The organism is Echinimonas agarilytica (assembly GCF_023703465.1).
GTDB lineage: Bacteria > Pseudomonadota > Gammaproteobacteria > Enterobacterales > Neiellaceae > Echinimonas > Echinimonas agarilytica.
In genome coordinates this window covers 50,141-65,354 of the sequence record NZ_JAMQGP010000009.1, presented here as the reverse complement: position 1 = coordinate 65,354, position 15,214 = coordinate 50,141, and the positions used below count along the sequence as shown (strand labels likewise).

Sequence of the window (15,214 nt, the reverse complement as noted above, 5' to 3'; positions counted from 1 at the left end):
TAAACCCTTTTTGCGTGATGATAAAGAATCAATCTCAAACTGGCTTTAAGTGTATCTCTAGATCAAGCTTTTCGCGAGTTCAGCATAAACCCAATTGAAGAATGAAATCAGACTGTTATGTGGAAATTTGTCATGAAATGCTGACAGCCAATGTGATGCTGTCAGCATATTTGGAGGTCGGTTCGAAGAAAGTGTTAACTGTGTCCTTTTTTACGCCAAAAGATCGATGCGAGTGCCGGCAAAATGATGACCGCTGCAAGCATGTTCACCAAGAACATAAAGGTTAAAAGAACGCCCATCGACACCTGATATTTCAATGGCGAGAAGAACCAAGTAGAGACGCCTACGGCAAGCGTCACTCCAGTAAACAACACCGCACTGCCGCGCTCAGACAACGCGTACCGATAAGCCTCTGCGATTGGCTCACCTTTGCGAATGCGCTCACTCATGGTCGACAAGATATAGATGCCATAGTCAACACCAATACCAACCCCTAGCGCAATTACAGGCAAGGTCGACACCGTCAGACCAATACCGAGCTGTGTCATTAAACCCTGTGCTAAAACAGACACCAAATACAGCGGCAAGACCACTGCGGCAGTCGCTTTAACTGACCGGAAACTCAGTAGACACAGCACAATCACCGCACCGTAAACATATAGCATCATCGGTACTTGCGCATCAGCAACCGCTTCATTTTTGGCCGCCATGACACCCACAGGGCCAGATGCTAAACGAAATTTAAGTGATTCCGTTTGGTACATGGTTTGCGCTTCTTTGACTGCCGCGATCACAGCTTGAATTGTTTCGGCGGTATGATCTTCCAAAAACAAATACACCGGCATTACGCTACAGTTTGAATTGAGTAACCCCGTATTGGTGGGTACCTGAGCAATGGACTGAACTAAGGCAGCCTCATTTCGCGGTAAAACCCGCCATTTGGGATTCCCTTCATTGAACCCAGCGTTATAAAGCTTGGCCACAGTGGGCAGTGAAATGGAGGACTGCACACCGTCTACTTGCTCTAACCTCCACTGGAACTGATCAATTGTATTCATCACTTCGTGATTTGCGCATGATTGCGGCTCAGCTTCCACAATAATAGACATCACGTCGGTGGTAATCGAATAGCGATCAGTAATGAGGAAGGTATCTTGGTTATACCGAGCATCGGCATGAAGCGCGGGCGCTCCCGGTTGAAACGAGCCAATACGCATTTGACTTGCCTGCCAATAGCCGCCAATAAACAACAACACTGCCACCGCTAAAATACCGTATGACACAGGTCTTGTAGCGCACAGCGCGAGTTTATCCCAAAGGCGATTTGCAATTGGACTGGGTTGCGATAATTTGGCGACTGCCGCTGGGCTAAATTTTACATAGCTGAGCAATACCGGCAACAATACCAAATTGGTAAGAATAATCACCGCAACACCAATACTAGCGGTGATCGCCAATTCTCGAACAATCCCAATGTCGATGCTGAGAATCGTCATGAATCCAATTGTGTCAGACAGCAGCGCGATGCCGCCAGGCAGTAGCAAATTACGGAAACTATTTTGCGCCGCTTCTTTACTTGTTAAGCCCAAACCAACCGACTTCGCCATGGCATTAATCATTTGTACGCCATGCGATACGCCAATCGCAAACACTAAAAACGGCACCAACACCGACATTGGGTCAATTCCAAAGCCGAGTAAAGGCAACGCGCCTAACTGCCAAACCACAGCCATGATCGAGCATGAAAGCGGCAATAGCGTCAGTAGGATTGAATGGCTAAAGAAATAGACCATCAACGCTGTGATGACCAAAGCGATAGTGAAGAACAATAAGACCGAGCGCGCGCCGTCCGCGACGTCACCAATCATTTTGCTAAAACCGATAATCTGAATCGAGATATCGTTCGTTTCGAACTCGCCTCGAATACTATCTTCAAGCAACTTGGCTAATGCCAACGTATCGAGTTTATCGCCGGTTTCTGGATTGAACTCTTGTAGATTCGCTCGAACCATTGCAGAGCTATAGTCATTCGAGACTAAGCGCCCCACAATACCGGCTTTGCTAATATTGCTTTGGACGATACCGAGGCCCGTTGCATCCGGTTTAAAGTCGGCAGGAATCACCGGGCCACCGGCAAAACCATCTTCAACCACTTCGGTAAATCGGGTACTCGGACTATACAGCGATTGAACCGATGGCCTGTCTACGCCCGGAATAAAGAATAACTGATCGTGTACACTTTTAAGTTTCTCGAAAAACGCTTCGGTAAACATGTCGCCATCATTAGCAGTCACAGTCACCATCACTGAGTTTGCCCCACCAAAATCTTTTTGATGGTCCATATAGGTTTGCATGTACGAGTGATTCAGCGGGATATTCTTGGTAAATGCGGCGTCCATTCGCAGCCCAGTCGCGCTCCAAAGTAATCCGACAGTAGCGATAAGAAAAACGGCAATGACGCATGTGCGATGCCGGAAAATAAAACGTTCTACAGCGTCAATGACTGGTGTAATTAACATGGTTACAGCCTCACCAGTTTAAGATACGAATACCATGATCACTCACGATATAGTGTTGATGATTGAATACGTCGCCAGCTAATGCTGACTCCCCTTGCTCAAGTTGATGAGTTGTAAATGTGGCGCCTTGATCAGAACTCACGAGAAATACGCCATTGCTGGCCAAAGCCATAATGTTATCGTCCTCAACAGATAGCAAACCATTGATCGTAGCTAGGCTATTTGTGCGACTTTCTTGCCAGCTCTGTCCATTGTCATCGGAGTAAAAGACGTGGCCGCGAAGCCCAGCTATAACAAGGCGCTTGCCGATTTGAAGGCTATCAAAAAATGAACCGTAATAATTTGTTTCTTGACGCGTCCAAGTTAAACCGCGGTCGTCGCTCAACGCGACCAAGCCAGCTTCTCCAACAAGCATGAGTTTGCCTTGCCCTAAATGAGTAAGCTGATTGAGATGAGGAAGCATGGCCGACAATTCATATTCGTATTCCTCAATGCTCTCTTCTTTTAGCTCTTCCAAGTACTCAATATCTTCCGCAAGCAACAAACCTTGGTGTAATTCATGTTGCCAAGTGTTGCCACCATCTTGAGTTCGTAAAAACAATCCATAAGCACCAATGGCGATGCCTTCGGAACCATTCAAAAACAAGATGTCGAACAAAGGCATTTGTTCTTGGATGTTTTCTCGTACGAGCTCCCAAGAATCTTCACGCTTAGTGAGGATTACTCCATCGTGGCCCACAGCCCAAAGCTGCTGAGATGGGCTTTCATGAACGCGAGTTAAAGCTGCATCCGTTCCAGATGCTTGAGACAACCACTGGCCGCTGGACATATGGTATATGTGCCCCCTGTCACCAACCGCATAGAGAGCGCCGTCACTGGTGGCCGTTATATCGAGAAATAAAGACGACAGAACCTTATCATTGTCAGAAACAATTTCGGCGTGAACTGAGAAAGCCATCCCGAACAGACAGCATAAAAAAAGATTTAAATACTTCATGAATACCCGTTTAAAACAAAAAGGCGCTCTTAAGAGCGCCTTAATACAGCGTTATCGTCTACCTTCTTTTCGCAGTGCTGCTGGCGTGAAATCTTTGTCACGAAGCGTTGCACCGAAGTCGTACATTTTCTCTTGATTGTCTAAACCAATGGCAATGTAACGTCTAGCTTGCAGGTCATGAAATACTTCAAGAGTAGACCAAAGCGCTGGCACTTCGTAATAATTTAACGCGTGAGCCATAGCGACTCTGTAAAGTTGATCACGGTTATCATAAATGTCTGCAACACTCACTTGCCACGAATCTTCGTCAATGTAAAAACGACGCTTTTTGTAGATGTGACTAATGCCAGGTTTAAGCTGAGCTTCAACAACCCATACGCGATGTTTTTCATAACGAACCAATTCTGGCTCAATATGACCCGGCTTGAGAATGTCATCATTTTTCAACGTATCACTGTGTAACTTGTAGCTGTTATACGGGATCAGCAATTCTTGTTTGCCAATCAAATTCCATTCATAACGATCAGGAGAGCCGTTGTACATGTCATAATCGTCCGTGGTCCGTAAACCGTCGGATGCTGTGCCTGGTGTATCATAGGCAACGTTAGGAGCACGGCGCACTCGACGCTGCCCAGTGTTGTAAGTCCAAGCTTGGCGAGGCTGCTTGACCTGATCCATAGTTTCGTGCACAAGCAATGCTGTACCCGCCAAACGAGCTGGCTGTGTCACGCTTTGCTTGAACTTGAAGACCATGTTGGTTTGTTGCAGCTTCTCGGGTGTGACATCTTCAGCCGAAGACAAAAATTTAATCGACTCTTTGAGCTGAATATAAGTGTATGCGCCTGACTTCATTGGAGCAGCCTGCCCCGCGGAGCGACCTACATCAACGCCACGAAAACGGAAAATGTGGTTCCAAATCACTTCCAATCCGCTCTTCGGAATTGGAAATGGAATTCCGGCCCCTGCGCCAACAATTCCATTGCCGCTATCGGCTAATGAAGAACGTGTTGCATTTGCAATAGTTCCATCATAAATGTACTGCGGAAATGACGCTGAACGATGAGTTTTGTAAACGTTCATTTTAAACGTATCTGGATACGTTTCGAATAGCGCTTTTTGTCCATCCGTCAGAACCGCATCATAGTCTTTATAATTGGCCGCAGTAACCGTGTATTCGATTTTATCTGCTGCAAATGGGTCTGGGTGATGGTCGCCTTCGGAATATCCCGCAGGAGCAGCGGTGATACCGCCGGTCCATGCTGGAATAGAACCATCGCTATTAGCACCAACCACCGCGCCCAAAGGCGTTAAGGATTTGCCCAGTTCAGCCGCTTCTTCAGCTGTTACTGCAGCCAAAGTTGAGCCCGAAACCGCCACTAAGGCGAAAGTAAGAGCCGAGGTTAGGGTTTTGTATTTCATCATGATTCAGTCCTCGGATTAAATTGAGTATTTAACATTAAAACTAACAAAGTCACGGTCATCTAAAAGATTCGTTGTGCCTTGTCCTCCCCAATATGCGTTGTAATTGAAACCTGCACTCCATTGCTGCAAATAATCAAAGTTGACGCCAACACCGAATGATTTGCGATCTTCAACAAATACTGCAATAGGATCAGGCGTAATACCGCTTACATCATGAGCAAACGCAATCCGAGGAGATACGTTTACACCCCAAAACGCGTTGTTATAGTCGAGCTTAGCCAATAGTCGATAACCCCACGAAAAATCATCGGGAAATGGGTTACTTTCAGGACCATTATGTAATGCAATCTCGATGCCTTCTTTACCGGGGATACCGCCACTACGACTGGTGCCCGGACCGTTAAGGCGTAGCTCGTCAAAACCTGGCATATCAGAAATATAGATACCACCAAATTCTGCAACCGCAGCTAAACTGTCAGAGCCAAACTGAGGGCCAAACAAATGAGCAACTGTGGCTTGAATTTGTGTCGTATCGCGTTCGATATATCCTTGTATGAACCCACCTGGTTCTGGCGTATCGAGTTGCGATATACCTTCAAGTTCTGGACGAATACCGGCCGAAGCGAGTTGTTCTGGCATAAAGGCAAATAGCAATTCCACATCATCGATTTGAAGCGGCTCGTCCATCCGATATGCGATCTCACCCGCAAAAGAAGTATCACCTAACGCCGAGTTAAATGAGAAGCCAATCATTTGAAGGTCTTCAGGGTAATCGAGGAAACCACTGGTGAATGCTTCTAAGTCGTTCACTGTGTTAGCGTCGATACTCTGACTGGCGATCTTATTTAAGTCCGACAAGACAGCTGTCGGGGTAAAATTAGATGCGTTACCGCTGATCAGCGGACGGCGGCTGTGGTAGTTCATGTAGTACAAACCAAACTCAGTATCGTTGAGTTCTGGCATGAAGTAAGTGAACTTCAAACCATATTGACCACCGTTATCGGGTTCATTGGGGCTTTTCACAAGCGCTTGAGTACCCGGTGATGCAATATAGATACCCGCGATTGCAGAATAAAGTTGAGTCCACTCAGCGCTACCAGGTGTCATTGAACCTAGCTGTGCAAGTAGTGTAGATAGGTCGGCCCCCGTTGCTGCCATATAATCGGCATCAATGTTGTTTAAGCGACCAAGCAAAAAGTCTAAGTCTTGATCCGGATTGGCAGTAAAGCCGAGCTGTACTGTATTGAGATAGCCGCCTTCGCCGGTAAAATCATTGGTTGAAAAATAAGTACCAGCGGTTGGTAGGCGGATTCCTTCCCATTCGTACTGATAGAAACCTTCAATGGTGAGGTTTTCGGTCAGCCCCACTGAAGCCCATGCCATGCCTTGAGGAATGAAGGCTTCTTTAAGTTCAGCACCAGGCGCTTGCAAGCGAGCAACGTCAACCGCATTCACAACACCAATACCGTGTGGAATAAATGTACTTTCCCCCCAAGAGATCACTTGATCACCGATACGAAATGACACGGGTATCTCACCATCAGCGATGTCGAAGTCGGTGTAGAAGAAATAATCAAGGAGGCGAATATCTTTACATGAATAGTCGCTGGCAGTGTTATCTCGACAAGGGTCGAAGTTTGCGCCGCTGGTTGGATTATCCCAAGCGCTGTTGCTATCGTTCAAAGCAAAGTCATAGAAATACATCCCACGGACGAAGATGCCCATGTTTTCATAACGTAGATCTAATTCATGAAGGCCTTTAAATACCGCGGAGAAGCTGTCGCCCTTATCAAACGACAAATTACCGTTATCTCCATTGGTTGAATAGCCACCATCGGGGAAGGCAAAGATATCACTAGAACTGTATTTCTTATTAATCGCAGGGTTGTAGCCACTCCAGTCAAACGCCGGTTGGTTAGACTTGCCGATCAGATCTAAGTTGCGGTCTTCGACACGCCAAGATTGACCATAGGAAAAGGTAGAATCGAATGTTCCCTCAATTTCACCCCAATTAAACGAAACAGCATTAACTTGTCCTGACAGTGTGAGCATAAGAGCCGAACTCACACCAGCCGCAAGTGGACAAATTCTGAATCGACGACTTTGAGCCATCATTTTATTCTCCCCTTTGTATGCAGCGTTTTATTATCGAAAAGATGAAAGCGTTATACGCCAAGTGTAGTTGCTGCATTAGGTTTAAATAATTGCAGCTAAAATGTATATTGGCAAGTGACACAGATCGCGCAACATGCTGTTTTTTATTATAAAAAACTGAGATTTAGCGCACACATTTGAATTCGGGTTGCAAGTTTTAAGTTTTAACTCTAGGAGAGAGGAGTCACGGTACCGAAACGTAACCCCATGTTTTCAGTTATATTTAAATTTTATAACCGTCGGTTTGTTCAAATCGGCAGTTTAAACTAAACGTTTTAAGTATTTACTCTAACCCTCAGTTTTAGTCAGAGAAATAAATTTCCCTTCAATTGAAGTTTTAAGCAAAAATTTACCGTGAACGCCGTTATGAGACAAAAATGGCTTCAATTTAAGCGCGGGTAGCGAAATGGTCCGGCCATACATGTCCTGCACAATTACACGTTGTGCTCGGCCCTTATAAAGGGCCTGCATTTCATGATAAGACAGCGACACTTGAAATTTGAAATCAGCCATTTAAACTTTTTCCAATCACTTCCTTTAGGTCTTTTGATAAAGCGTCAATCGTCCAAATAGACGTCAATGACTGTTTCATCAGCTCCCCTTGATCCGTATTAAATTTTTTCCAGTGCGTCAGCGGATTCACCAACCGCGCAGCAATTTGCGGGTTAATCGCATTCAAGGCAATAATCTTGTCTGCAAGCCATTGATAGCCTGAACCGTCTTTTGCATGAAAACGTCGATAATTCATATTACTAAAGCCACTAATAAGTGATCGGGCGCGATTTGGGTTATGGAGCGTAAATACGTCTGTCGCCTCCACCTCTGCTAAATTCGTTTGGCACGCGTCGTTGTCCCACCCCCCTTGAAGAGCCAACCATTTGTCCATTACCAAGCCGTCGTCTTTCCATTTGTTGAAAAAAGACGTCATCAATTCTGAACGGCAGTGAAGTGAATTGGTATTGGCGACCTTCAATGCAGCCAATGTATCTGTCATATTGTTCGCGTTTTCGAACTCTGTTGTCACCAATGATTCTGCGATCGATGGGCTATGGTTGGCGATCCAATCTAATGCTACGCTTTTGAGCATTCTCAAACCCATAGCTTTTGAAGTAAGTTCAAAATTAGGCTGAGCCGATGAATTAAACAATTGTTGAACGCTTTCGAACAGTGACTCTGCGAGCTGTTTTCGAACAACATCAAGTGCGTCCAGTAATGAATGAATGTTCACATCTTTCATTTGGTTCACAAGGCCGCTGACCGCAGGCATAGATAACAATTTAGACTTCAGTGCGGCATCAATCGCTGAATCGTTTGCAACAGATACAAAGCCTTGCAGTACATCAGCGGGAAGCAGTACCGCTGAGTTCTTCATGGCACTGAAAACATAACGCGTAAGCAATTGCTGGCCAGCATCCCAGCGTGTAAACCCGTCATCGCACGACTTAAATAACGTCAGCAATTGCGTATCTGAATAATCAAACTCAAGTTTAACCGGCGCAGAAAAATCAAGTAACAGCGCAGGCGTCGGCGCAGCGTCTACGTCAGTAAAAATAAGCTCTGCGGTGGGTTCCACTAGGCTATACACATTGCCATCGGTTAATGGCGCTTCGGTGTTCAAGTCAATGACTTCACCATTGGCTCCGTACAAGCCTATCCGCAGTGGAATATGAGTATGTTGTTTCGACTCTTCATCCGCAGTAGGCGGCACTGATTGCGCTAACTCCAAGCGATAGCTTCGATTAGCTGCATCATACTCGCCGGTTGCAGTTACGGTTGGCGTACCCGCTTGTTCATACCATTGTCTAAAACGACCGAGATCAAAACTGTTGGCATCCTCCATTGCCTCAACAAAATCATCACACGTGACGGCTTTACCATCATGACGCGCAAAGTACAGATCCATTCCTTTTCTGAAACCTTCTTTACCCAACAAAGTATGCATCATACGAATCACTTCAGCGCCCTTGTTGTATACCGTGACGGTATAAAAGTTATTCATCTCAACAACCGACTTAGGGCGAATCGGGTGGGCCATAGGGCCAGAATCCTCAGCAAATTGGTGACTTCTCATAATCGCAACATCATCAATTCGGTTCACTGACGATTGAGTCATATCTTGGCTGAAGCTTTGATCTCTAAATACCGTCAACCCTTCTTTGAGCGATAACTGGAACCAATCTCGGCATGTGACACGATTGCCCGTCCAGTTGTGAAAGTATTCATGACCGATAACGGCTTCAATGCCATTAAAATCGTGGTCAGTTGCCGTTTCCACATTGGCCAGCACATACTTGCTGTTGAACACATTAAGGCCTTTATTTTCCATTGCTCCCATATTGAAGAAGTCGACGGCCACAATCATGTAAATGTCTAAATCGTACTCTAAGCCATACACATCTTCGTCCCACTTCATCGAATGCTTTAATGAAGCCATAGCATAATCTGCACGGTTCAAATTGCCTTTATCAACGAATAGACGGAGCGCGACTTCGCGCCCGCTCATTGTGGTAAAAGAGTCGTCCAACACGTCAAAGTCTCCTGCCACTAAAGCGAACAGATAGCATGGTTTTGGATGGGGATCTTGCCAAGTGACAGATAATTTCTGGCCGTCCTTTGAGCGAGACACCTCATTGCCATTACTCAACAAATACGGATATTTGGTCTCATCACCAATGACAGTCGTCTGGAATGTTGCCAGCACGTCAGGGCGGTCGAGGTAGAATGTGATTTTTCGGAAACCCTCGGCTTCGCATTGCGTACAGAAAGCGCCATCAGACATGTACAAGCCTTCTAACGAGGTATTTTCTGTGGGATTTATTCGAGTCACAATGGTGATCATTGCCTCGGATTGGTCGAGCGGTAATGTCAGCGACACATCATCCACCGAATACTCATCGTCCGCTACAACAACACCGTCAATATCAACGTGTTCAAGACGCAATGCTTCGCCATCTAACACTAATGCTTGGGCGGCTTGATTCAAACGCTGTACCTTCATGACTGAAGTAATACGGGTGTCTGTTGGGTCTAGTTCTACTGTTAATTCGACTGATCTGATCGTGAAATCAGGGCTACGATAATCACTTAAGAGTTTGGCGTTTGTGGTCATAACAGATACTCGAGAAATTGGAATAATGATGTAATGCGAAGAGATATTAAAATAAACGGGAACATGATGTTCCCGTTATAACTTGAATTAATTTAGTTTTGAACGATTGCCGGCCCATCCACTAAGTCGAATGTAATCGCAATCGCTTCGTCCAGATAAAGGTCTTCAGGCTTAGCACTGTCGTCGTCTTCTAGCTCGTCGATGTCTGTCACCGCTTCTAACCCTTTTCTCTCACGGCGCTCATTTTCACGAGCCAGCGCGCGAGCTTTGCGCTCTTCTCGCTTCTTAATACGTTGTGCTTCGTTGAGTGAAACCGACTTATCTTCTTTTTCAGCTTTATAGCGCTTAATGTCCTCGAACACATAGACAAACTCCGGATCAGATTTGATTCGTTGCTTATGTGACGCGTCTAATGCAGGTACTTTACCGCGAATATCTTTGCGCTTTACGTAATTCGCTGTGCGGATTTGGTCCCACGGCAATGCGTTATCTTCTTGACTCTCTCCGTACTCACTTGGGTCAGTCTCTTGGGGGAACAAAATATCCGGAATTACGCCTTTATTTTGTGTGCTGCCACCGTTGATTCGGTAAAATTTAGCCGTGGTAAATTGAATATCACCCAGCGGATTCTTAAACAAATCGAATCGGCGATTTAAGCTGCGATGATTTTGTACCGTACCTTTACCAAAGGTTTGTTCACCAATCACTAGCGCCCGCCCGTAATCCTGCAAGGCCGCAGCGAAAATTTCTGAAGCCGAAGCACTATAGCGGTCAACCATAATCACAACGGGGCCGGTATATTGGGTGCGCGGATCTCGATCTGAATCCACAGTCACTTCGCCAATCATGTTACGACGTTGCACCACTGGGCCACGGTCAATAAACAAGCCTGTTAATGAAATCGCTTCTGGCAATGAGCCGCCGCCGTTACCGCGAAGATCAACAATGACGGCTTCAACTTTGTCTAAAACGACTTCTTCCAATTGTTTACGCACGTCTTCTGTCAAACCGTTATAGAAACTCGGAATATCTAACACTGCAACTTCACGTCCAGCATATAGACCTTCTTCGGCTTTCTTAACTTCGGTTTTTGCCGCTTGATCTTCTAGACGGATTTTGTCTCGGACGATGGTCACGATTTTTGCCTCACCATCAACACCGCCTTTGACCGGCACAATTTCCAAGAAAACTTTGGTGCCTTTCGGGCCTTTGATGAGCTCAACAACTTCATCTAAGCGCCAGCCAACAATGTTAACGATATCGTCTTTGTCCTGACCAACACCGGTGATCTTATCGTCGGGCTTTAATTGGTTTGAAGAGGCTGCGGGGCCACCGGCAACGAGCCGACGGATCACGGTGTAGTCGTAATCAGACTGCAACACCGCTCCAATGCCTTCTAAGCTAAGGTTAATATCTTGCTTGAAACGTTCAGCGTTACGTGGCGACAGGTAACTTGTGTGCGGCTCTATCGAACGAGCAAAAGAATTCATCACTAACTGAAACACATCTTCGCTATTGCTTTGCGTTAATCGCTTAATCGCATAGGTGTAGCGCTTGGTGAGCATTTCTTGTGCTTCTTCAACATCTTTACCTGAGAGCACCAAATTCAATGCATCGGCTTTGACTTGTTTACGCCAAATTTCATCAAGTTCTGCTGGCGTTTTTGGCCAAGGCAATTCATGGCGATCATACTCAATCGACTCATCAGCTGTAAAGTCAAAGCCCTTTTCAACCTGAACAAGCGCTTTTTGAAAACGTTCAAAGCGACGTTTTAAACTCAGCTGATAAATTTCATAAGGAACAGAAAGACGACCGCTCTTTAGATAGTCATCGAAGTTTTTTTCGTACTTGCGAAAACCATCAATATCACTCTGAATAAAAATTTGGCGATTGTAATCGAGAGAATCTAAGTAACGTTCAAAAATTTTAACCGAAAAATCATCGTTCAATTGAATCGGGTGATAATGAGACTGAGTGAAAACATCAGTAACTCGGATTGCAGCGTTCCGATGTTGGGGCTCTTGAGCCAATTTCGGAATGTCTGCTTCTGTATAAACCACAGGAGCAGCTTGCTCTGACGCTAACAGTAGTAATGGTGTTAACGAAATTCCTGCAATTAGCTTTACCAGTGTTCTCATTCAATATCCTCTCGTGAGTTTAAGCCTGGACGACTTTATTGGTAGCCACTTCGATGTTCATACCGGACTGCAAAGTCACGCGCACGCTACCTTTCAATACTTCAGTAATGGTTGCCGCAACGGGGCTGCTGCCAACCACAATTCGGACAGCCAAGCCTTCTTTTAGTTCAGACTCGCTCACCGGTGTCGCCGGTTTTGCGGGTTGCGCTGGCTTTTTCGGCTTGCTGTCAACTTTCTTCTCAGAAGAACGTGCAGGAACACGAGCTTTCTTCGGTGCAGGCTTACGTTTTGCTTTGGCTTGTTCTGCCCGTTGCTTTTTGCGCTCAGCAACCTTGGCTTGAATTTCAGCTAAACGTTCCGCCGCATGTTGTTCATGTTCAGCTGAGACCTTGTCGCCAGTTTCACCTTCAAGGTCAACACGCAGCGAGTCTTCTTTCACAGAACTCAAGTAGCGAATACTCGACGTATAGTGACGAATAGCCTGACGCAAGCGTGTGTTACTAATACGCTCATCCGACTCCAAACGACCAATCAAGTCTTGGAAAATACCAATTTTGAGCGGCTTTGCATCGCCAGTGATAGAAAAGCAAGCAGGAAACTGCTCCGCAAGAAAAGCAATAATCTCACGATTTTCTGTGAGTTTGTTCTGTTGTTCCATTGATCCGTTAAACCTTAAGCGTTGCGCTTGTTGCGCGTTTAAACAGTGGCTCGATGACGCTTTTTACAAGTTCACTAAGCCCTTGTTCATCTTCATCACTAAAACGACTAAGTTGCGGGCTATCAATATCAAGCACCGCAACCACTACCCCATTCATTGAAATGGGTAAAACTATTTCTGATTCGCTGGCCGCGTCGCAGGCGATATGGCCGTCAAACGCGTGTACATCAGCAATACGTTGTATCTCGTTTGTGGCCGCAGCCGTTCCGCATACGCCTCTGCTGAGCGGTATACGAATACAAGCATGCTTGCCTTGAAAAGGCCCCAAAACAAGTTCGCCGTTGTCCATCATATAGAAACCGCACCAATTAAGGTTTGAGATCTGATCAAACAACAACGCTGAAATATTTGCTAGGTTTGCGACTAAATTAGATTCACCGCTGGTTAAAGATTCAGCTTGTTGATTCAGAATTTTATAATCTGTCACAGTATGTTGTGTCATTATTACCTCTAAAAAACACACACAGTTCCTACCGACGCCGCATCATACATGATGCAGCTTAAGCATTGCACCCCTCTGGCGCAGTTAAAACTTTACACAGCTGAGCCGTTGTTTCAACAACATAGCGAGGTTTTAACCGGTTTAAAGCCTCTAAAGTCAACACTCCGCAACCCACGCCCACGGCATCTACGCCCGCATTTATTGCCATTTCAAGGTCAAGATGAGAGTCACCCACCATCAAAGTGCGCTCAGAACAAACATCAGTAATGGCCATCAAGTGTTGAATCATAGCGCAATTTGGTTTGGATGGGTGTTCATCACCTGCTGCGCTGGCACAAAAGAAATGACCTAAACCAGTCTGTTTAAGCACCCGGTCAAGCCCTTGCCTGCCTTTGCCGGTTGCAACAGCTAACTTAATATTTTGCTGTTGCAGTAATTTGAGCAACTCTTCAATGCCCTGAAATATAGGCGCGTCGACCACTTCATCACTTAAGTATGCACGACGATACCCGTCACATAAGTCTCCGTAGCTCGCTTTATCATCGCTAGAAAACAATGTAGCGACAGCGGTGTCAAGTGACATACCAATGACTGACTTACAGTCATCCGCGTTTGGCACTTGAACACCGTTCCATTTGGCAGAAAGTTGCAACGATTGAACAATGCGATCAACTGAATCCATTAGTGTGCCGTCCCAATCAAAAATGACCAGTTCGTATGATTGATTCATCATTCTTTCGGCATCCGACTTAGACATACCTTTAGAGAGTCGCCAAGTGGTGCTTCTAAATTCAGTTGCTGGTCTTTTAATGGGTGCTTCAACTTTAGCCTGATTGCATGCAGAAAAAGCCGCTTGAGACCGAATGACTCTGTTGTTGCGGTAAATTCAGCATCGCCATATTTGGAATCACATGCAATGGGGTGACCTGCGGCTAAACAATGCACACGAATCTGATGGGTTCGCCCTGTCACCGGGAATGCTTCCATTAAGGTACAACCAGAGTAACGTTGAACAATCTTGAATCGAGTCAGCGAGGCTTTGCCGTCGTCGTGAACTCTCACCACTCGCTCGCCAGATTTCAAGGTGTTTTTCAATAACGGGGCATCGACCTTGTTTCGACGCTGCGTCCAATGTCCTTTGACGAGGCACCAATAGTTCTTTTGAATTTCTTTATCGCGTAACATCCGGTGCAGCTCACGCAGCGCACTTCGTTTTTTAGCCACCATCACTAAACCGCTGGTATCGCGGTCGAGTCGATGCACCAGTTCTAAGAAACGCGCATCGGGGCGTAATGCTCTGAGCGCTTCAATCATGCCAAACGATAAACCGCTGCCGCCATGTACGGCGAGACCAGAGGGTTTGTTAATCACAATCATCGCTTCGTCTTCAAACACGATCTGATGTTCCAAATCTTGAACGGTTTGAAGTTTTGCTGAAGGTAAATCGTTATTTCTCTCTGAAACACGTACCGGAGGGATACGAATTATGTCGTCAGCCTGCAATTTATAGTCGGGCTTGCATCGTTTTTTATTTACTCTCACCTCGCCCTTCCTAATAATTCGATAAATCAAACTCTTAGGAGCACCCTTAAGTTGGGTGATCAGAAAATTATCAATCCGTTGGCCGGCTTGATCTTCTGAGATAGTGGAGAATTTTACTTTGGTCGGAGTGTTTTCTGTCATAGCCACAGCATTTTATCATCATTTTGTGGCGC

At 45.7% G+C, this 15,214-nt stretch carries 11 protein-coding genes; all 11 read right to left on the bottom strand.

Translation table 11 applies throughout. The features are described from left to right. Nucleotides 1-194: 194 nt before the first annotated feature. Complete coding sequence (locus NAF29_RS16035; protein ID WP_251262644.1) at nt 195-2,519, bottom strand: efflux RND transporter permease subunit; 2,325 nt, start codon at nt 2,517-2,519, stop codon at nt 195-197. Nucleotides 2,520-2,529: 10 nt separating this feature from the next. Beyond that, nucleotides 2,530-3,516 carry a WD40/YVTN/BNR-like repeat-containing protein gene (locus NAF29_RS16030; RefSeq protein WP_251262643.1) on the bottom strand — a complete coding sequence of 329 codons (987 nt, stop codon included), beginning with the start codon at nt 3,514-3,516 and terminating at the stop codon, nt 2,530-2,532. Nucleotides 3,517-3,567: 51 nt separating this feature from the next. After that, the gene (locus tag NAF29_RS16025; RefSeq protein WP_251262642.1) at nt 3,568-4,938 is read right to left on the bottom strand and encodes a DUF1329 domain-containing protein; all 1,371 of its coding nucleotides are present in this window, start codon (nt 4,936-4,938) and stop codon (nt 3,568-3,570) included. 15 nt (nt 4,939-4,953) lie between these two features. Continuing rightward, nucleotides 4,954-7,053: a DUF1302 domain-containing protein gene (locus NAF29_RS16020; RefSeq protein ID WP_251262641.1), complete on the bottom strand. Its 2,100-nt coding sequence runs from the start codon at nt 7,051-7,053 to the stop codon at nt 4,954-4,956. Nucleotides 7,054-7,380: 327 nt separating this feature from the next. Further along, the gene (locus tag NAF29_RS16015) at nt 7,381-7,605 is read right to left on the bottom strand and encodes a DUF2835 family protein (RefSeq protein ID WP_251262640.1); all 225 of its coding nucleotides are present in this window, start codon (nt 7,603-7,605) and stop codon (nt 7,381-7,383) included. Further along, nucleotides 7,598-10,201, bottom strand: coding sequence for an aminopeptidase N (gene pepN, locus NAF29_RS16010; protein ID WP_251262639.1), 2,604 nt, complete (start codon nt 10,199-10,201; stop codon nt 7,598-7,600). The genes NAF29_RS16015 and pepN overlap by 8 nt, the downstream gene beginning before the upstream one ends. 92 nt (nt 10,202-10,293) lie before the next feature. Beyond that, nucleotides 10,294-12,339, bottom strand: coding sequence for a carboxy terminal-processing peptidase (gene prc, locus NAF29_RS16005; protein ID WP_251262638.1), 2,046 nt, complete (start codon nt 12,337-12,339; stop codon nt 10,294-10,296). 19 nt (nt 12,340-12,358) lie between these two features. Continuing rightward, nucleotides 12,359-12,997: an RNA chaperone ProQ gene (proQ, locus tag NAF29_RS16000; protein WP_251262637.1), complete on the bottom strand. Its 639-nt coding sequence runs from the start codon at nt 12,995-12,997 to the stop codon at nt 12,359-12,361. A 7-nt stretch (nt 12,998-13,004) separates the two neighbouring features. Further along, nucleotides 13,005-13,499: a GAF domain-containing protein gene (locus tag NAF29_RS15995; RefSeq protein WP_251262636.1), complete on the bottom strand. Its 495-nt coding sequence runs from the start codon at nt 13,497-13,499 to the stop codon at nt 13,005-13,007. Between the two features lie 58 nt (nt 13,500-13,557). Then, nucleotides 13,558-14,232 (bottom strand): HAD family hydrolase, encoded by a 675-nt coding sequence (locus NAF29_RS15990; RefSeq protein ID WP_251262635.1) that lies wholly within the window; start codon nt 14,230-14,232, stop codon nt 13,558-13,560. Then, on the bottom strand, nt 14,229-15,182 hold the full coding sequence (gene rluC / locus NAF29_RS15985) for a 23S rRNA pseudouridine(955/2504/2580) synthase RluC (RefSeq protein ID WP_251262634.1): 954 nt from the start codon (nt 15,180-15,182) through the stop codon (nt 14,229-14,231). The genes NAF29_RS15990 and rluC overlap by 4 nt, the downstream gene beginning before the upstream one ends. Nucleotides 15,183-15,214 lie beyond the last annotated feature (32 nt).